The 18,242-nt window shown below is 72.2% G+C and carries 16 protein-coding genes; 11 read left to right on the top strand and 5 right to left on the bottom strand.

Translation table 11 applies throughout. From position 1 onward, the window contains the following. Positions 1-49 precede the first annotated feature (49 nt). The 8 genes from rplQ (at position 50) to AB0O09_RS06185 (ending at position 8,350) form a co-directional block, all read left to right on the top strand. On the top strand, positions 50-535 hold the full coding sequence (rplQ, locus tag AB0O09_RS06220; protein WP_263104959.1) for a 50S ribosomal protein L17: 486 nt from the start codon (positions 50-52) through the stop codon (positions 533-535). 92 nt (positions 536-627) lie between these two features. Continuing rightward, positions 628-1,527, top strand: a complete 900-nt coding sequence (truA, locus tag AB0O09_RS06215) for a tRNA pseudouridine(38-40) synthase TruA (protein WP_363540450.1) — start codon at positions 628-630, stop codon at positions 1,525-1,527. An 83-nt stretch (positions 1,528-1,610) separates the two neighbouring features. Continuing rightward, the gene (locus tag AB0O09_RS06210) at positions 1,611-3,269 is read left to right on the top strand and encodes an ATP-binding cassette domain-containing protein (RefSeq protein WP_363540449.1); all 1,659 of its coding nucleotides are present in this window, start codon (positions 1,611-1,613) and stop codon (positions 3,267-3,269) included. 209 nt (positions 3,270-3,478) lie between these two features. After that, on the top strand, positions 3,479-3,922 hold the full coding sequence (rplM, locus tag AB0O09_RS06205; protein ID WP_030263432.1) for a 50S ribosomal protein L13: 444 nt from the start codon (positions 3,479-3,481) through the stop codon (positions 3,920-3,922). 48 nt (positions 3,923-3,970) lie between these two features. Further along, positions 3,971-4,474, top strand: coding sequence for a 30S ribosomal protein S9 (gene rpsI / locus AB0O09_RS06200; RefSeq protein ID WP_263104963.1), 504 nt, complete (start codon positions 3,971-3,973; stop codon positions 4,472-4,474). Between the two features lie 157 nt (positions 4,475-4,631). Continuing rightward, positions 4,632-5,999: a phosphoglucosamine mutase gene (glmM, locus tag AB0O09_RS06195; RefSeq protein ID WP_344621485.1), complete on the top strand. Its 1,368-nt coding sequence runs from the start codon at positions 4,632-4,634 to the stop codon at positions 5,997-5,999. 144 nt (positions 6,000-6,143) lie between these two features. After that, on the top strand, positions 6,144-7,205 hold the full coding sequence (locus tag AB0O09_RS06190) for a hypothetical protein (RefSeq protein WP_363540448.1): 1,062 nt from the start codon (positions 6,144-6,146) through the stop codon (positions 7,203-7,205). Between the two features lie 23 nt (positions 7,206-7,228). Beyond that, positions 7,229-8,350 carry a glycosyl hydrolase gene (locus tag AB0O09_RS06185; protein WP_363540447.1) on the top strand — a complete coding sequence of 374 codons (1,122 nt, stop codon included), beginning with the start codon at positions 7,229-7,231 and terminating at the stop codon, positions 8,348-8,350. Between the two features lie 35 nt (positions 8,351-8,385). Here the strand turns inward: AB0O09_RS06185 and AB0O09_RS06180 are convergent, their stop codons facing one another. The 4 genes from AB0O09_RS06180 to coaA form a co-directional block, all read right to left on the bottom strand. Further along, positions 8,386-9,993 carry a glycosyltransferase family 39 protein gene (locus AB0O09_RS06180; RefSeq protein ID WP_363540446.1) on the bottom strand — a complete coding sequence of 536 codons (1,608 nt, stop codon included), beginning with the start codon at positions 9,991-9,993 and terminating at the stop codon, positions 8,386-8,388. Between the two features lie 35 nt (positions 9,994-10,028). Next, complete coding sequence (locus AB0O09_RS06175) at positions 10,029-11,162, bottom strand: glycosyl hydrolase (protein ID WP_363540445.1); 1,134 nt, start codon at positions 11,160-11,162, stop codon at positions 10,029-10,031. Further along, complete coding sequence (locus AB0O09_RS06170) at positions 11,155-12,474, bottom strand: glycosyltransferase family 2 protein (RefSeq protein ID WP_344621490.1); 1,320 nt, start codon at positions 12,472-12,474, stop codon at positions 11,155-11,157. The genes AB0O09_RS06175 and AB0O09_RS06170 overlap by 8 nt, the downstream gene beginning before the upstream one ends. 178 nt (positions 12,475-12,652) lie before the next feature. After that, entirely contained in the window at positions 12,653-13,636 is a 984-nt protein-coding gene (gene coaA, locus AB0O09_RS06165; RefSeq protein WP_363540444.1) for a type I pantothenate kinase, read from the bottom strand. Between the two features lie 130 nt (positions 13,637-13,766). Here coaA and glmS point away from each other — a divergent pair, with 130 nt between their 5' ends. Continuing rightward, the gene (gene glmS, locus AB0O09_RS06160) at positions 13,767-15,623 is read left to right on the top strand and encodes a glutamine--fructose-6-phosphate transaminase (isomerizing) (RefSeq protein ID WP_359980063.1); all 1,857 of its coding nucleotides are present in this window, start codon (positions 13,767-13,769) and stop codon (positions 15,621-15,623) included. 39 nt (positions 15,624-15,662) lie between these two features. Here glmS and AB0O09_RS06155 read toward each other — a convergent pair whose 3' ends face one another. Further along, positions 15,663-16,220 carry a Uma2 family endonuclease gene (locus AB0O09_RS06155; protein WP_363540443.1) on the bottom strand — a complete coding sequence of 186 codons (558 nt, stop codon included), beginning with the start codon at positions 16,218-16,220 and terminating at the stop codon, positions 15,663-15,665. Positions 16,221-16,362: 142 nt separating this feature from the next. Here AB0O09_RS06155 and AB0O09_RS06150 point away from each other — a divergent pair, with 142 nt between their 5' ends. Together AB0O09_RS06150 and AB0O09_RS06145 are read left to right on the top strand one after the other, a co-directional pair. Next, on the top strand, positions 16,363-16,731 hold the full coding sequence (locus tag AB0O09_RS06150; RefSeq protein ID WP_363540442.1) for a holo-ACP synthase: 369 nt from the start codon (positions 16,363-16,365) through the stop codon (positions 16,729-16,731). A 43-nt stretch (positions 16,732-16,774) separates the two neighbouring features. Further along, positions 16,775-18,232, top strand: coding sequence for an NAD(P)H-hydrate dehydratase (locus AB0O09_RS06145; protein WP_363540441.1), 1,458 nt, complete (start codon positions 16,775-16,777; stop codon positions 18,230-18,232). Positions 18,233-18,242: the final 10 nt, after the last annotated feature.

Below are 18,242 nucleotides of genomic sequence, written 5' to 3'. Positions count from 1 at the left end.
CGCTGCGGTACCTGGTACGGCCGCAGTCGGAGATACGAGGAGTCATTCCATGCCGCGTCCCACCAAGGGTGCCCGCCTCGGCGGCGGCCCGCACCACGAGCCCCTGCTGCTCGCCGGTCTGGCCCGTGAGCTGTTCCAGTACGGCCGCATCACCACCACCGAGGCCAAGGCCCGCCGCCTGCGCCCGCTGGCGGAGAAGCTGATCACCAAGGCGAAGAAGGGCGACATCCACAACCGTCGCCTGGTGCGCAAGACCATCACCGACGTCTCGGTGCTGCACACCCTCTTCACCGAGATCGCGCCGCGCTTCGAGAACCGTCCCGGCGGTTACACCCGCATCACCAAGATCGGCACCCGTCGCGGCGACAACGCCCCGATGGCCGTGATCGAGCTGGTCGAGGGCGAGATCGCCACCAAGGCCACCGTCGCCGAGGCCGAGGCCGCCGCCAAGCGCGCGGTCAAGGAGGCCGAGGAGGCCAAGGTCGAGGAGACCAAGGCCGACGAGGCCGAGGCCGCGGAGACCACCGAGGCCTGACGCCCCCAAGGTGTCACCCGGGCCCGCCCTCCCCATCCGTGGGGAGGGCGGGCCCGAGCACTTCCCGCAGGCAGCCCTCCCAGGAGAACGAAGTGGCCAACGACTGTGCCGAGCAGCCCCCCGTCAAGGACGGCCCGGCCGAGGGCTTCCGCCGGATCCGGCTCGACCTCGCCTACCACGGCGCGGACTTCTCCGGCTGGGCCCGCCAGCGGGGGCGGCGCACCGTCCAGGAGGAGATCGAGAACGCCCTGCAGATCGTCACCCGCAGCGCCATCGGCTTCCCGCTGACCGTGGCCGGCCGCACCGACGCCGGTGTGCACGCCCGCGGCCAGGTCGCCCACGTCGACCTCCCCGAACAGCTGTGGGCCGAGCACGGCGAGAAGCTGCTCCGCCGCCTCGCCGGCCGGCTCCCCGCCGACGTCCGCGTCTACCGGATCTCCGAGGCCCCGCACGGCTTCGACGCCCGCTTCGCCGCGGTCTGGCGCCGCTACGCCTACCGGGTCGCCGACCACCCCGGCGGCGTCGACCCGCTGCTGCGCGGCCACGTCCTGTGGCACGACCGCCCGGTCGACGTCGAGAGGATGAACGAGGCCGCCCGGCTGCTGCTCGGCGAGCACGACTTCGCCGCGTACTGCAAGAAGCGCGTGGGCGCCACCACCATCCGCACCCTGCTCGAACTGCACTGGGAGCGGGTGCCGATCGACACCTACGCCGCCCAGGAGGGCAGCCTCGCCGTGGCGACGGTGCGCGCCGACGCCTTCTGCCACAACATGGTCCGCTCGCTGGTCGGCGCGATGCTGCTGGTCGGCGACGGCCACCGGCCGGTCGACTTCCCCGGCCAGGTGCTCGCCGGCCGGGTCCGCAACTCCGCGGTCAACGTCGTCCGCCCGCACGGCCTCACCCTGGAGGAGGTCGGCTACCCCGCCGACGGCGAGCTCGCCGAACGCAACCGCCTCGCCCGCCGGATGCGGACCCTGCCCGGCCAGGCGTGACGCCGGTGCGGCGGTGAACGTCACGCCGGCCCGGCGGTAAAACGGTTTGGGGCCCGGCGCGCCCGCTTGGCACAATCCGACGCATGGGACACGTCGAGATTTCGCACCTTGAGTACTACCTGCCGGACGGGCGGGTGCTGTTCGACGACGCGTCCTTCCGGGTCGGCGAGGGCGCCGCGGTCGCGCTGGTCGGCGCCAACGGCGCAGGCAAGACCACCCTGCTCCGCATGATCGCCGGCGACGTGCAGCCGCACGGCGGCACCGTCACCGTCACCGGCGGCCTCGGCGTGATGCGCCAGTTCGTCGGCACCACCGGCCGCGAGGACCACCGCGAGACCCCCGGCGCCCTGCCCGCCGACGCCTCCGTCCGCGACCTGCTGGTCTCCGTCGCCCCCGAGCGGATCGCCACCGCCGCCCGCGCGGTGGACGCCGCCGAGCTCGCCATGCTCGCCCAGGACGACGAGAAGACCCAGATGCGCTACGCCCAGGCGCTCGCCGACTGGGCGGACGCCGACGGCTACGACTACGAGACGGTCTGGGACGTCTGCACCACCGCCGCCCTCGGCATGCCCTTCGACCGCGCCCAGTTCCGTGGCCTGAACACCCTCTCCGGCGGCGAGCAGAAGCGGCTCGTCCTGGAGGCGCTGCTCCGCGGCCCCGAGGAGGTCCTGCTGCTCGACGAGCCGGACAACTACCTCGACGTGCCCGGCAAGCGCTGGCTGGAGGAGGCCATCAAGGCCACCAACAAGACCGTGCTCTTCATCTCGCACGACCGCGAGCTGCTCTCCCGCACCGCCGAGAAGATCATCAGCGTCGAGACCGGCGCGGCCGGCAGCAGCGTCTGGGTGCACGGCGGCGGCTTCGACTCCTTCCACGACGCCCGCCGCGCCCGTTTCGAGCGCTTCGAGGAGCTCCGCCGCCGCTGGGACGAGGAGCACGCCAAGCTCAAGAAGCTCGTCGTCACCCTGCGCCAGGCGGCCGCGGTCAGCCACGAGATGGCCTCCAGGTACGCCGCGGCGCAGACCAGGCTCAAGAAGTTCGAGGAGGCCGGCCCGCCGGAGGCGCCGCCGCGCGAGCAGTCGATCACCATGCGCCTCAAGGGCGGCCGCACCGGCGTGCGCGCCTTCACCGTGAAGGGCCTGGAGCTCAGCGGCCTGATGAAGCCCTTCGACCTGGAGGTCTTCTACGGCGAGCGGGTCGCGGTGCTCGGCTCGAACGGCTCCGGCAAGTCGCACTTCCTGCGGCTGCTGGCCGGCGACGGCACGGTGAAGCACGAGGGCGACTGGAAGCTCGGCGCCCGTGTGGTGCCCGGCCACTTCCGGCAGACCCACGCCCACCCGGAGCTGTTCGGCCGCACGATCCGCACCGTCCTGGAGGAGGAGCACGCCCTCGGCCGCGGCGCCGCGATGGCCGCGCTGCGCCGCTACGAGCTCGACCGCCAGGAGGAGCAGAAGTTCGAGTCGCTCTCCGGTGGCCAGCAGGCCCGGCTGATGATCCTCAAGCTGGAGCTGTCCGGCGTGACGGCGCTGCTGCTCGACGAGCCCACCGACAACCTGGACCTGGAGAGCGCCGAGGCGCTGCAGCAGGGCCTGGAGGCGTTCGACGGCACCGTGCTGTGCGTCACGCACGACCGCTGGTTCGCCCGCAGCTTCGACCGCTACCTGGTGTTCGGCTCGGACGGCCGGGTCTACGAGTCGCCGGAGCCGGTCTGGGACGAGACCCGGGTGGTGCGCGACCGCTGAGGCGTTTTGACCCCCCGCGGGGCGCCCGGTAAGCTGGCGACTTGTTGTGCGTATTGGCTCGCTCTATCTCACGTGAGAGGTCGGTACGCCGGAGACATCTGGCCGACGATCAGCGGCTCCCCTTGAATTGCGTCCAAGGTGGGTCGAGCTGTTCTCATCGTCCGGTGCTCCTGTCAGGACCCACTCACTGAAAAGCGAAGGCTACGACCGTGCGTACGTACAGCCCCAAGCCCGGCGACGTCCAGCGTCAGTGGCACGTCATCGACGCGACCGACGTCGTGCTCGGCCGCCTGGCCTCCCAGGCCGCCAACCTCCTGCGGGGCAAGCACAAGGCGATCTACGCGCCGCACGTTGACACTGGTGACTTCGTCATCATCATCAACGCCGACAAGGTGCACCTGTCGGGCAACAAGAAGACCCAGAAGATGGCCTACCGCCACAGCGGCTTCCCGGGCGGTCTCCGCTCGGTGCGCTACGACGACCTCCTGGACAAGAACCCGGAGAAGGCCGTCGAGAAGGCCATCAAGGGCATGATCCCGAAGAACAGTCTCGGCCGTCAGATGCTCTCGAAGCTCAAGGTCTACTCGGGCGACCAGCACCCGCACGCTGCCCAGCAGCCGGTGCCGTTCGAGATCACCCAGGTCGCGCAGTAATTCCGGCCGACAGACCCCATCACTGAGTAGCGAGAGCTGAGGAACACCGTGGCCGAGACTGCCATCGAGAACACCCTCGAGGTCGACTTCGACGAGAACGTCGAGGAGTACACCTCGGAGACCGAGTACACCACCGAGTCGCTGGCCGGCCGCTTCGGCGAGGCCACCCCCGGCGCCGGCCTCGGCCGCCGCAAGGAGGCGATCGCCCGCGTGCGCATCGTCCCGGGCACCGGCCAGTGGAAGATCAACGGTCGCACCCTGGAGAACTACTTCCCCAACAAGGTGCACCAGCAGACCGTCAACGAGCCGTTCAAGCTCCTCGAGCTCGACGGCCGCTACGACGTCGTGGCCCGCATCGCGGGTGGCGGCGTCTCCGGTCAGGCCTACGCGCTGCGCCTCGGCGTGGCCCGTGCCCTCAACGAGGCGGACGTGGACAACAACCGCGGCCCGCTCAAGAAGGCCGGCTTCCTGACCCGTGACGCCCGCGCCGTCGAGCGCAAGAAGGCCGGTCTCAAGAAGGCCCGCAAGGCGCCGCAGTACAGCAAGCGCTAATTGCACCCCGGGGGTGCGTGCCGCTCCGGTGGTGCGCACCCCGGTGCAACCCGTACGCCCCGGAGTACCTCGTGTACTCCGGGGCGTCGTGCTCTCCCGCCCGGTGCGGACGGCGGAGGGTGAAGAAACAACGAGCAGGGCGAAAAGGACGGGAACAGTGGGACGACTCTTCGGTACGGACGGGGTACGCGGCGTGGCCAACGAGGGCCTGACCGCCGAACTGGCCCTCGGCCTGTCGGTCGCTGCGGCACACGTGCTCGGCGACGCCGGCGCCTTCGAGGGGCACCGGCCGGTGGCCGTGGTCGGGCGCGACCCGCGCGCCTCCGGAGAGTTCCTGGAGGCCGCCGTCATCGCGGGCCTGGCCAGCGCCGGCGTGGACGTGCTGCGGGTCGGCGTGCTGCCGACCCCGGCCGTCGCCTACCTCACCGGCGCGCTCGGCGCGGACTTCGGCGTCATGCTGTCCGCCAGCCACAACGCCATGCCCGACAACGGCATCAAGTTCCTCGCCCGCGGCGGCCACAAGCTGGACGACGCCATCGAGGACGCCATCGAGGAGCACTACCGCCGCTACGGCGTCGGCGGCAGCGAGGACTGGAAGCGCCCCACCGGCGCCGCCGTCGGCCGCGTCCGCCGGTACACCGAGGGCTTCGACAAGTACGTCGCCCACCTCGTCGCCGTCCTCCCGAACCGGCTCGACGGCGTCCGCGTGGTGATCGACGGCGCCCACGGCGCGGCCGCCCGGGTCGCCCCCGAGGCCTTCGCCCGCGCCGGCGCCGAGGTCGTCTACACCCTGGGCGCCGAGCCCGACGGCCTGAACATCAACGACGGCGTCGGCTCCACCCACCTGGACAAGCTCCGTGCCGCCATGAAGGAGCACCGCGCCGACCTCGGCATCGCCCTGGACGGCGACGCCGACCGCTGCCTGGCCGCCGACGCGGACGGCAACGAGGTCGACGGCGACCAGATCATCGCCGTCCTGGCCGTCGCCATGAAGGAGGCGGGCACGCTGCGCGGCAACACCGCCGTCGTCACGGTGATGTCCAACCTGGGCTTCAAGCTGGCCATGGAGCGCGAGGGCATCGACCTGGTGCAGACCGCGGTCGGCGACCGCTACGTGCTGGAGGCGATGAAGCAGCACGGCTTCGCGCTCGGCGGCGAGCAGTCCGGCCACGTCATCCTGCTCGACCACGCCACCACCGGCGACGGCACCCTCACCGGCCTGATGCTGGGCGCGCGACTGGCCGCCACCAAGCAGCCGCTGGCCGACCTCGCCACCGTGATGACCCGTCTGCCGCAGGTCCTGATCAACGTCAAGGGCGTCGACCGCAGCCGGGTCGCCAGCTGCGCCGAGCTGACCGCCGCGGTCGCCGAGGCCGAGGCCGAACTCGGCACCACCGGCCGGGTGCTGCTGCGCCCGTCCGGCACCGAGCCGCTCGTCCGCGTCATGGTCGAGGCCGCCGACGAGGCCCGCGCGAAGGCCGTCGCCGAGCGGCTCGCCGCGGTGGTGAAGACCCACCTGGGCTGACCGGGCCGTCCCGATCCGGCAAGCGAACGGCCACGGTTGGGTTCCGGTATGACAAATGCTTGATCTGGCACCGGCTCAGTCGTGGTGTCCGATCACGTTGCCGATATCATCTGCTCGCACGAGTGGAAAGGGGCGGAGGCTCAGATGACCGATGGGGAACAGCAGGCACATGTGGCGGGTGCGCCGCAGACGGGCCAGCCTGTACCGCAGCCCGGCAGTTCGGCCCCGGGCTACGGCTACCCACCGGCCCAGCCGGGTGCCGTGCCCTTCCCGCAGCAGCAGGGGGCTCCCGGAGTCCCCGGCCCCGCCGCCACTCCGCCGCCCCGTCAGGGCGGCCCGGGCTACGGGCAGTTCCCGACGTTCGCCCAGCCGGGACAGCCGCAGGGGCGGTACGGGCCGAGCACCTTCCGGTCCTCCGACATAGACGAGCCGGACTGGTCGGCGCTGGCTGAGCAGAACGAGGCGGAGCAGCGCCGTCGCCGCAAGCGGATGTTCGCGATCGGCGGCGGCTCGGCCGCGGTGCTCGTGGTGGGCGGCATCGTGGCCGCCTCGCTCTACCTGACCGACGGGTCGGCGAGGGTGGAGGCCGATCCGTCGGCCTCGCCCTCGGTGTCCTCCAGCGCCTCGGACAAGGCCAGCCCGTCCGCCGGGCAGAGCACCAAGCGCGCGGCCAAGCCCGAGGACGTGCTCGGCAAGGGCAGCACGGACAAGGCTCCGCTCACCGTCGAGACGCTCTTCCCGAGCGCCACCGTCACGGTGCAGGGCCGGTCGTACACCCGCAGCGCGGTGGACTTCAGCGGGGCGTGCGGCGACGTGACGACCAACGGCCTCGGTCCGCTGCTGCGGGACCAGCTGTGCCGCGGTCTCTACCGGGCCACCTACACCTCCGACAAGTCGGTCGTGACCATCGGTGTCGCGGTCTTCGACGACAAGGTGCAGGCGAGCAAGCTCGACGGCGCGTTCAAGGGCAACGTGCAGCCGCTGGTCAAGGACCAGACCCCGAAGTTCTGCTCGGACGCGGGAGCCTGTGCGATCACCCATGACTCGCTCGGGCGCTACCTGTACACCACGATCACCGGAAGCAAGGACGGCAGCCCCGTCTCGGGCACCGACAAGGACGCCAAGCAGGCCGGCGCGGACGTGACCTCCTCGCTCCGGGCCACCCTGCTCGCCCGCGGTGCCGAGGCCGCCAAGAAGGCCGGCTGAAGCCCCGGCTGACGGAGTATTCGATGGAGTGGGGGAGGCGGACGGCCGTCGAGGCCGTCGTCGATCGACTGCGCGGGGTGGCGCCGCCGACCCGGCGGAGGCTGCTGGCCGCCGGTGCGGTGGTGCTGGCGCTGGCCGTGGTCCTCGGGTTGCTCCTGCGCGGCGAGGACCGGTCCGCGGCCGCCTCCGGTTCCGTCGGGGTCGGCCCGCTGCCGACCGCGGCGGACGGGGCGGGCGCCACGGGCTACGGGACGCCCGCCACGATGGAGGGGCTGCGCAAGCCCGACGGGCTGCACTTCGGCGTGAGCACCCCGGGCTCGCCGAACGAGCCGGAGACCGAGAACGTCTCCGCCTCGGCCGGCCGCCGGCCCACCGTCCAGGAGTACTTCGTCAACTGGGACGAGGAGTTCTCGGCGGACCGGGTGACCTCCTCGTACCACCTCGGCGCGGTCCCGCTGCTCACCTGGCAGCCGTCGGCGGGCAAGGACCAGGGTGACGACCAGCCCGCCTACGCGCTCCGCAGGATCGCCTCGGGTGCCCACGACGGCTACGTGCGGCGGTTCGCGGACGCCGTGCGGGAGGTCCGCCAGCCCGTCGTCATCCGCTTCGCGCACGAGATGAACGCCGACTGGTACCCCTGGGCCGAGCAGCGCAGCGGGAACCGCCAGGGCGACTACGTCGCCGCCTGGCGCCACGTCCACGACGTCTTCGCGTCCCGGGGGGTCACCAACGTCCTCTGGTTCTGGTGCCCGAACATCCACCGCGGCACGGACAAGCACGAACTCGCCCGCTACTTCCCCGGCGACCAGTACGTGGACTGGATCGGCATGGACGGGTACAGCGAGAGCGAGAAGCGCGCCGACGACGTCTTCGACGAGACCTACGCCGACCTGGTGTCCCTCTCGCAGAAGCCGATCTTCATCGGCGAGACCGGCGTCCGGCCCAACGTCAACAAGGCCCTGTGGACGGTCGACTTCTTCCGCTGGATCAAGGCCCACCCGCGGGTCGTCGGCTTCTCCTGGTTCCAGCACAGCGACGAGGAGGGCGGCCGCTACGACTGGCGGTTCACCACCTCGCCCGGAAGCGTCAAGGCGTTCCAGGACGGCCTCGCCGACCAGCGGCTGGTGCCCTGGCCGATGCGCTGAGGCCGCGCGGGCGGCCGGGGCCGCCCGCGCGCCGCTCAGTCGTTGCTCGGAGCGGGCTGGACGCGCTCCAGCAGCAGGACCTTGATCTTGTGGAGCTCCTGGGTGCTGCTGACCTTGAACTGCTCCTGCAGGACGGTCCTGGTACCGGCCGCCATCTGGGCGAACGGGTTCGGCCCCGCGGCGGTGCTGACCAGCCAGAGCCGGTCCGAGTAGCGCGCGCACTCCGACGGGTCGTCGCACTCGGTGCCCTGGAAGCGCCCCAGGTCCTCCGGGTAGTACTGCAGCATCACGTCGGTGGGGGCGGGACGGTCGCGGAGCTCGTAGGCGAAGGCCCGTCGGGCGTTGAGCTGGCTGTTGAAGACCATGCCGTCGCCGGGCTTCGCCTCGGCGGTGAGCAGCGCCGCCGCACCGCGGTAGTCGGGCTCGGCGACCGGGTTGTTCCGGATCGCCGCCATGGCCGAGCGGTCGAGGACGGTGATGCCGGCCAGCAGGGTGGCCGCCAGGACGACGGCGACACCGCCGAGGGCGGTGTTGCGGCGCAGCGGGGAGAGGATCCAGGCCGTGCCGGCCGCCGCCAGGACCACGACGGGGGCGGCGGTGAAGAGCAGGTAGCGGTCGAGGAACAGGTGCAGCCGGTCGGCGGTGGCGAAGGTCAGCAGCGGCGGCAGCAGCGCCCAGACGGCCAGCAGCCCGACGTGGCGCCGCGCGGCCCAGAGACCGAGCAGGGCGAGGGCCAGGACGACGGCCGCCGCCGGCCAGGAGCCGAGCAGGTCCCTCGGAAGCTGCACGAGGTCGTCGCGGGTGGGGTTGTTCCAGGCGATCTGCTTGCTCTGGCTGTTGCCGCGCAGGACCAGGACGCTGATGCCGGCCAGGCCGAGGAGGGTGGCGAGCAGCCAGTTCAGTGCGACCGCTGCCCGCCGACTGCGGATCCAGGAGGTGAGGACGGCCGCTGCGTGGGCCGGCAGGACGAGCAGACAGACCAGGTGGGCGGCACCGGCGAGGGTCAGGGTGACGCCGTACCAGGCCCATGCGGCCCCCGACCTGCCGTCGAGGCAGCGCAGCAGCAGGACGCCGGCCAGCAGGGAGAGCAGGACGGCGAAGGCGTAGGGCCGGGCCTCCTGGCCGTAGCGGGCGACCGCGGGCAGCAGCGCGAAGGCGGTGCCCGCACCCGCGCCGGTGAGCGAGGCGGAGAGGTCGGAGCCGCCGGCCGCCCGGTGGACCCGTCGGGCGAGCAGCGCGACGAGCGAGGCCGAGACCGCGATCGCGATGGCGGACGGCGTGCGCAGCGAGGCGGGGGAGTCGCCGAACGCCGGTGTCCACGCCCGCAGCAGCAGGTAGTAGGGCGCGATCACCGCGTCGATGTTGCTGAGCAGGGCGCGGAAGTCCGCCGTGTTCAGGGTGGCGGCCCACCAGCTGGCGTGCTCGTCGCGCCACATCTGCCGCGCGCCGATGCCGTCGAGGCAGCGGTAGGACGCGACGAGCGCGGGGAGGAGGACCGCGAGGACGCCCGCCGCGCGATGTCCCCGGCCCGACGGCCCGGTCTCCTCGTCGGCCGTGGCGGCGGGCCGCTCCGGCCCGGAGGGCGGTAGCGGCCTCTCCGCGGGCCGGAGGGCCGTCCGGAGCTGGTGAGGTTGCGTGCTCACTGTCGTTCCTTGGGTCCGTGGCGGGTGACGCCGGGTCAGTCGAGTCCGTCGGCGAGTTTGATCTGGCGGATGCCGTTGGAGAAGGCCCGCAGGGCCGCGGTGGTCTCGTCGAAACGCCAGTTGGCCTTGGCACCCTGGTCGGCGTTGCGCTGGAACCAGATGAAGCCGATGACGTCCGGCTGCTTCGCCAGCCAGGCGAAGAAGTCGCTCGTCCAGGCGGGTTTGTAGGCGCTGCTGGTCTCGCGGCCGGTCTCGGTGATGAGGACGGGCTTCTTGGTGACGCCGCGCAGGACGTCGAGGGTCGGGCCGAACGTCTCGTCCGCGGTGCGCTCGGAGTTCGTCCCGTAGCCCACCATCCCGGCCCAGTCCACGTAGTCGTCGCCCGGGTAGAGCGCGGCGAGGTCGACGTCGGGCACCGGACGGAGGATGTTCGGGCTCCACACCCAGATGACGTTGGTGGCGCCCTCCTGGGCGAAGATGTCGTGGACGTGCCGCCAGGCCTGCACGTACTGGCCGCGCCGGTTGCCGTTCTTCTGCTCGGACCAGGGGTACCAGGTGCCGTTCATCTCGTGCGCGAACCGGATGGCGAGGGGCCAGCGCTGCTGGGCGACGCCCCGGGCGAACGCGTGGATGTACGCGTCGTGGGTGCCGTCGACGATCGTGGAGAGGCGGTACTCGGGCTGGTCGTCGCCGCCCGCCTCCTCACCGGCCCAGGGCTCCCACGCGAGGACGGGCAGGGTGCCGTGGTCGTAGGCGGCCTTCACGGCGGCCGGGTCGAAGTCCGCGTTCCACCGCACGAAGTACTCGGACATGGTCGGCCAGGCGCCGGAGGACTGCTTGATCCGCTGCAGCTCGGCCCCGGACCAGGGGGATTCCACGGTGCTGACGCCGAAGTACTTGCCGTTCGGCTTGGCGAAGACGGCGCGGTCCGGCATCGGGTGCGCCTTCTTCTCCGGCCGCAGCAGCTCCTCGAGTGCCGGCACGCCGGCGCTCTGTCCGAGACCCGCGTAGCGCGGCCCCTCGGCCTGCGCCGCGAGGGCGGACATCACGCCGTAGGTGAGCACGCAGAGCAGGGCGAGGTTGCCCGCCATCCACACGCGGAGGCGGATGCCGGAGCCGCGCTGCCACCAGCGGGGCTTCCTGCGACGAGTGGCGGCCCGCTTAGACACTCATCATCACCGCGCCCACGAGCATGGCACTGCCCAGGAGATAGGGGATCGCGACCTTGGGGCTGCGGGCGCGCTCGCCGGCGAAGCTGTCGTCGCGGGTGCCCCACGAGGCGTTGTGCCCCATGCGGAAGAACCCGAGGAGACGGACCGGAAGCAGCACGAAGGTGTTGATCAGCATGAAGGCCGGAAGGTACAGCATGTCCTTGGACCGGTAGGCGAAGTGCCGGCCGAACCGGACGGCCAGCGACACCGCGGAGAGCAGCGCGGCGAGGACGAGGACGAGCAGTGTGGACTTCCACTGCTCCACCGGCAGGGGCAGGTCGTTGTAGAGGCTCGGGCCGCTGCGGTGCCAGGCGGCGACCGCCCAGGACGAGAAGCTGCCGAGCAGGACGAAGGGGATCAGGATGTCCACCAGGTAGAAGAGGGCGAGCATCCGGGCGCGCCGCAGCATCCACGGCAGCATCCGCAGCGTGTTGTACTGCGAGCCCCGGGCCCAGCGGTACTGCTGCTTGGCGAGCTTGCGGAGTTCCAGCGGGGCGTCGGTGTACACCAGCGAGGTCGACTGGTAGACGGTCCGGTACCCCTGCTTGAGCGTGTAGTTGGTGAGCGTCCGGTCGTCGCTCACCTCCAGGAACACACCGAGGAACTTCTCGCCGAGGAAGTCGTCCATGCAGTCGAGGAGGATCTGCCGCCGGAAGGCGATGGTGCGCCCGGGGAGGCAGCCGACGGTGCCCAGGACGCTCATGGCGGGCAGCGAGTACTGGCAGCGCACGCTCTCCAGCCAGTCGGCCCAGCGGGTGAGCAGGGACCGGCCCGGGTCGAGTATGCGCTGGCGCGTGGTCACGCCGCCGACCTCCGGGTCGCGGAACGGCTTGACCAGCTCGCTGAGCGTGGTGGGCGTCCAGACGGTGTCGGAGTCGACGAGCACGGCGATCTCGCCGGTGCAGACCTCCAGGCCGACCCGCAGCGCGTTCCGCTTCCCGGGGGTCTCGGTCCAGCGCCAGTAGACGCCGAGCTCGTCACAGACCTTTTCGAGCGTTTCGTTGCGCTTCCCGTTGATCACCACGACCATCTCGGTCGGCTGCTGTTCGATGATGCGGTCGAGCACCGAGTAGAAGAGGTCGGCCGGCTCGTCCACCACCGGGATGATCACCGAGGTGGTCGTGGTGTGGGGCCTCAGCCAGGGCTGGTAACGACGGGTCAATATCAGCCGGGTGAGCCACAGCAGCCAGACCACTGCCATGAAGACGGCGAACGGATAGACCGCTCGGACGGTCCACCACTGCCGGATCTCTAGTAGGAAGGCGAGCATCTGAGGACGGTTCCGTGTCCGATCGGGCGCAGGCGTGGAACAGGGCGCCTTGATACTACGGGCAGCCAGAAGTCGCCATTCCCGGCATATCGCCAGCTAACGGATGCAGGTGCGTCAGATCTCCCACCAATCGCGACACATTCGTGACGCCGGACCGCTCCGAGCGGATCGAACGGGCTCAGAGCTTGCGGAGCCGGGCCCGGCGGACCTTGTGGTCCTGGCCCTTCTGGAGGATCAGGGTGGCCCGGCCGCGGGTCGGCAGCACGTTCTCCAGCAGGTTGGGCTTGTTGATGGTGCGCCAGACCTGGCGGCCGTAGTCCATCGCCTCCTCCTCGGGGACCTCGGTGAAGCGCCGGAAGTAGGAGTTCGGGTCCTGGAAGGCCGTTTCGCGGAGCTTGCGGAAGCGGTCGAGGTACCAGCGTTCGATGTCGTCGGTGCGCGCGTCGACGTAGATGGAGAAGTCGAAGTAGTCGGCGACGGCCAGCCGGGTGCGGCCGTCGGTACCGGGGAGGGCCGGCTGAAGGACGTTCAGGCCCTCCACGATGAGGATGTCCGGGCGTTCCACCGTCAGCCGCTCGTCCGGCACGATGTCGTACACCAGGTGCGAGTAGACCGGGGCGGTGACCCTGTCCTTGCCCGCCTTCACGTCGGCGACGAACCGCATCAGCGCCCGCCGGTCGTACGACTCGGGGAAGCCCTTGCGGGCCATCAGGCCGCGCCGGCGCAGTTCGGCGTTGGGCAGCAGGAAGCCGTCGGTGGTGACCAGTTCGACCCGCGGGTGCTCGGGCCAGCGGGCCAGCAGCGCCTGCAGCAGCCGGGCGGTCGTCGACTTGCCGACCGCGACCGAGCCGGCCACGCCGATGACGAACGGGGTCCGGGTGCGCTCGGTGTCCGGCGTGTCCAGGAAGGTGCCCACCGCGCCGCGCAGCTCGTGCGTCGCGTGGATGTAGAGGTTCAGCAGCCGGGACAGCGGCAGGTAGACGTCCCTGACCTCGTCCAGGTCCAGTGCGGTGCCCAGGCCGCGCAGTCGCTCGACCTCGTCGGCGGTCAGGGGCAGCGGGGTGCGCTCGCGCAGCGCGCTCCACTCGGCCCGGTCCAGATCCACGTACGGGGAGGGGGTGGGCGCCTGGGCGGCGCCCCTCGTACAGAGTTCGGTCAGCACATCCCCATTGTGGTCCGTCCGGGCGCGGCGGGATGCTGTGGCATCGGTCACGCGCGGTGTCGGCAAGGCGTGACCGGGGTGAGCGGTGAGCGTGACCTGGGTGAACGAAACGCCGCATATGCTGGCACGCATGTGCGGAATCGTTGGATATGTGGGGTCCCAGTCGGCCCTGGACGTAGTGATCGCAGGCCTGCAGCGGCTGGAGTACCGGGGGTACGACTCCGCCGGTGTGGCCGTGCAGACCCAGGGGCTCGACGGGCAGTGGAGCCTCGCCACCGACAAGCGGGCCGGCAAGCTCGCCAACCTCCAGAAGTCCCTTGCCGAGACCCCGCTGCCGGCGGGCACCACCGGCATCGGCCACACCCGGTGGGCCACCCACGGCGGCCCCACGGACGCCAATGCCCACCCCCACCTCGACGACGACCGCAAGGTCGCCGTCGTCCACAACGGCATCATCGAGAACTTCGCGACCCTGCGGGCCGAGATCGCCGAGCGCGGCCACACCCTGCGCTCCGAGACCGACACCGAGGTCGTCGCCCACCTCCTCGGCGAGGCCTACCAGGGCGACCTCGCCGAGGCCATGCGGACGGTCTGCCGGCAGCTGGACGGCGCCTTCACCCTCGTCGCCACCCACGCCGACGCCCCCGACGTGGTGGTCGGCGCCCGCCGGAACTCCCCGCTGGTCGTCGGCCGCGGCGAGGGCGAGAACTTCCTTGCCTCCGACGTCGCCGCCTTCATCGCGCACACCCGCGAGGCGATCGAGCTCGGCCAGGACCAGGTCGTCGAGCTGCGCCGCGACGGCGTCACGGTGACCGACTTCCACGGCAACCCGGCCGAGGTCCGCGAGTACCACGTGGACTGGGACGCCTCCGCCGCCGAGAAGGGCGGCTACGACTACTTCATGCTCAAGGAGATCGCCGAGCAGCCGAAGGCCGTCGCCGACACCCTCCTCGGCCGGATCGGCACCGACGGCCGGCTGACCCTCGACGAGCTGCGCATCCCCGACCAGGTGCTGCGCGAGGTCGACAAGGTCGTCATCGTGGCCTGCGGCACCGCCTTCCACGCCGGCATGATCGCCAAGTACGCGATCGAGCACTGGACCCGCATCCCCTGCGAGGTCGAGGTCGCCTCGGAGTTCCGCTACCGCGACCCGATCATGGACGACCGCACCCTGGTCATCGCCATCTCGCAGTCCGGCGAGACCATGGACACCCTGATGGCGCTGCGGCACGCCCGCGAGCAGGGCGCCAAGGTGCTGGCGATCTGCAACACCAACGGCTCCACCATCCCGCGCGAGTCCGACGCGGTGCTGTACACCCACGCCGGCCCGGAGGTCGCGGTCGCCTCGACCAAGGCGTTCCTGACCCAGCTGGTCGCCTGCTACCTGGTCGCGCTGTACCTCGGCCAGGTCCGCGGCACCAAGTGGGGCGACGAGATCTTCACCATCATCCGCGAGCTCGGCGACGCGCCGAAGCAGGTGGAGCAGGTGCTGGAGACCATGGAGCCCGTCCGCGAGCTGGCCCGTTCGCTGGCCGACGCCCGCTCGGTGCTCTTCCTCGGCCGCCACGTGGGCTTCCCGGTCGCCCTGGAGGGCGCGCTGAAGCTCAAGGAGCTGGCGTACATGCACGCCGAGGGCTTCGCCGCCGGCGAGCTCAAGCACGGCCCGATCGCCCTGATCGAGGAGGGCCTGCCGGTCGTCGTGGTCGTCCCGTCGCCGCGCGGCCGGTCGATCCTGCACGACAAGATCGTCTCCAACATCCAGGAGATCCGCGCCCGCGGCGCCCGCACCATCGTCATCGCCGAGGAGGGCGACGAGGCCGTCGTCCCGTACGCGGACCACCTGATCCGCATCCCGGCGACCCCGACGCTGCTGCAGCCGCTGGTCTCCACCGTCCCGCTGCAGGTCTTCGCCTGCGAGCTGGCCACCGCCAAGGGCCACGAGGTCGACCAGCCGCGCAACCTGGCGAAGTCGGTCACCGTCGAGTAGCCGGACCCGCTCCGCCCGGAGCCCCTGCGGTGGCGTGCGCTACCGCAGGGGCTCCGTGTCGAGGGCGAAGGAGAACGGGGCGGGCAGGTCGAGGGGCTTGCCGAAGGCCGCCTGGGTGTGGACGGTGTAGTCCCCGTCCGCGGGGTCGGTGAACAGGGTGGCGCTTCGGTAGCTGCGGTCGATCAGCAGGTAGCAAGGGATGCCGGAAGCCGCGTAGCCGCGGCGCTTGGCCTCGCGGTCCTTGGCCGGGTTGCTGGAGGTGATCTCGAACACCAGCAGGACCCCTGCCGGCGGTGCCCAGGGGTCGGCGTCCTCGAAGTGCCCCACCGGGCTGATGGTGCCGTCCGGGATGAACCGGCCGCCGGGTGTGATCAGACCCTTCGTCCCGGCCAGGTCCACGTCGACCGCGGCTTTACGGATGAACTGCCTGACGAGCAGGGCGAACACGGTTTCGTGGGACCCGTCCGGTGGCGGTGTCACGACGATCTCCCCCTCGATGAGCTCGGCCTTGTAACCCGGCGGGGTCTCCAGCTCCAGGAACGTCCGGAGCAGGTCGTCCGCGGGCGGCGGGTGCTCGACAGCCGGCATGGCAGCCATGGCCCTTCTCCCTCCTGCCGATCGGCGCCGGGGCACACGGTAGGCGTACGGATCGGTACCGGAGGGGGCTCGAAGCGGTTCTCACTCGAAAGTGTGCCGTACAGTCCCCGGCAGCGGCCGGTGTCGGAGAAGGAGTCCACGGGTGATCATCGGGGTCGGGATCGACGTCGCGGAGATCGCGCGGTTCGGGGAGTCGCTGGAACGCACCCCGCACCTCGCGGACCGGCTCTTCACCGGGGCCGAGCTGACGCTGCCGTCCGGGGCGCGCCGGGGCACCGCCTCGCTCGCGGCGCGGTTCGCCGCCAAGGAGGCGCTGGCCAAGGCGCTGGGCGCGCCGCCCGGGCTGCGCTGGACGGACGCCGAGGTGCACACCGAGGACTCCGGCCGGCCGGTGCTGAAGGTCACCGGCACGGTCGCCGAGCGGGCCGCCGCCCTCGGCGTCCGGTCGTGGCACGTGTCGCTGAGCCACGACGCGGGCGTAGCGTCGGCGGTGGTGATCGCCGAGGGCTAGCGCGAGCGGCCCCGGGACGCCCCAACGCCACGGGAGGCCGCCGATGCGCCGCGCACACACCGTCGAACAGGTCAGGTCCGCCGAGGCCGACCTGATGGCCCGGCTTCCGGAGGGCACGCTGATGCAGCGCGCCGCCGCCGGCCTCGCCGCGACCTGCGCGCGGCTGCTCCCGCGGGTGTACGGCAGCCGGGTGCTGGTGCTGGCGGGCAGCGGGGACAACGGTGGTGACGCCCTGTACGCCGCGGCCCGGCTGGCCCGCCGCGGCGCCCGGGTGTCCGCGGTGCTGCTCTCGCCGGAGAAGGCGCACGCCGCCGGTCTCGCCGCGCTGCTCGCCGCCGGCGGCCGGGTGACGGCGGATCAGGGCGAGTTCGAGCGGGCCGACCTGGTGCTGGACGGCATCGTCGGGATCGGCGGCCGCGGCGGGCTGCGGCCCGAGGCGCAGCCGTACGCGGCGCTGCCGCGGCGCGGCCGGGTGGTCGCGGTGGACGTGCCGAGCGGCGTCGACCCGGACACCGGCGAGGTGCCCGGCACGGCGCTGCGGGCGGACGTGACGGTCTGCTTCGGCACCTACAAGCCCGGGCTGCTGATCGACCCCGGCGCGTCGTACGCGGGGGTGCTGCAGCTGGTCGGGATCGGCCTGGAGCTGCCGCCGGCGCCGGTCGCCGTGCTGCAGCACGCGGACGCGGCGGCGCTGCTGCCGCTGCCCGGCGCGGAGAGCGACAAGTACCGGCGCGGCGTGGTCGGCGTCGCGGCCGGCTCGGCGCGCTACCCGGGGGCGGCGGTGCTGGCCGTGGCCGGGGCGCTGCGCGGCGGGGCGGGCGCCGTCCGCTACGCGGGGACGGCCGCGGCCGAGGTGGTGCGGCGCTTCCCGGAGGCGCTGGTGACCGCCGGCGGGCCCGCGGAGGCCGGCCGGGTGCAGGCCTGGGTGGTCGGCCCCGGCTCCGGCGAGGGCGTGCGGGAGCTGCTGCCCGAGGTGCTGGCGGCGGACGTGCCGGTGCTGGTCGACGCGGACGGGCTGACCGAGCTCGCCCGGCTCGGCCCGGACGCGCTGGCCGGCCGGTCCGCGCCCACCCTGCTCACCCCGCACACCGGGGAGGCGGCCCGGCTGCTGGCTGGCGCGGAGGGCGGTGCGCCGCCCGCCGCGGACGGCCTCGCGGCGGCCCGGCTGGCGACCGCGCGGCGGCTCGCCGCGGCCTACCGGGCGACGGTGCTGCTCAAGGGCTCCACTACGGTGGTCGCCGGGCCGGACGGCGCCGTCCGGGTGAATCCGACCGGCACGTCCTGGCTGGCCACGGCGGGCAGCGGCGACGTGCTGTCCGGTCTCGCGGGATCGCTCATGGCCGCCGGCCTCGGCCCGCTGGACGCCGGCGCCGTCGCCGCCCACCTGCACGGGCTGGCCGGCCGGACGGCCGCCGCGGGGGCCCCGGCCGCCGCGCTGGACGTCGCGGAGGCGCTGCCCGAAGCCTGGCGGACGGTGCGTTCGGCGGCCGCCGGGCGCTGACACCGGCCGC

This window comes from Kitasatospora sp. NPDC093679, assembly GCF_040683455.1.
Classification (GTDB): Bacteria; Actinomycetota; Actinomycetes; order Streptomycetales; family Streptomycetaceae; genus Kitasatospora; species Kitasatospora arboriphila.
Note: the sequence above shows the minus strand (reverse complement) of the source record. Positions and strands in the feature narration are given on the sequence as shown.

Coding starts and splice junctions, on each gene's coding strand:
- rplQ (WP_263104959.1), top strand. CDS start 50: ATGCCGCGTCCCACCAAGGGTGCCCGCCTCGGCGGCGGCCCGCACCAC.
- AB0O09_RS06210 (WP_363540449.1), top strand. CDS start 1,611: ATGGGACACGTCGAGATTTCGCACCTTGAGTACTACCTGCCGGACGGG.
- AB0O09_RS06190 (WP_363540448.1), top strand. CDS start 6,144: ATGACCGATGGGGAACAGCAGGCACATGTGGCGGGTGCGCCGCAGACG.
- AB0O09_RS06185 (WP_363540447.1), top strand. CDS start 7,229: ATGGAGTGGGGGAGGCGGACGGCCGTCGAGGCCGTCGTCGATCGACTG.
- AB0O09_RS06170 (WP_344621490.1), bottom strand. CDS start 12,474: ATGCTCGCCTTCCTACTAGAGATCCGGCAGTGGTGGACCGTCCGAGCG.
- glmS (WP_359980063.1), top strand. CDS start 13,767: ATGTGCGGAATCGTTGGATATGTGGGGTCCCAGTCGGCCCTGGACGTA.
- AB0O09_RS06155 (WP_363540443.1), bottom strand. CDS start 16,220: ATGGCTGCCATGCCGGCTGTCGAGCACCCGCCGCCCGCGGACGACCTG.
- AB0O09_RS06145 (WP_363540441.1), top strand. CDS start 16,775: ATGCGCCGCGCACACACCGTCGAACAGGTCAGGTCCGCCGAGGCCGAC.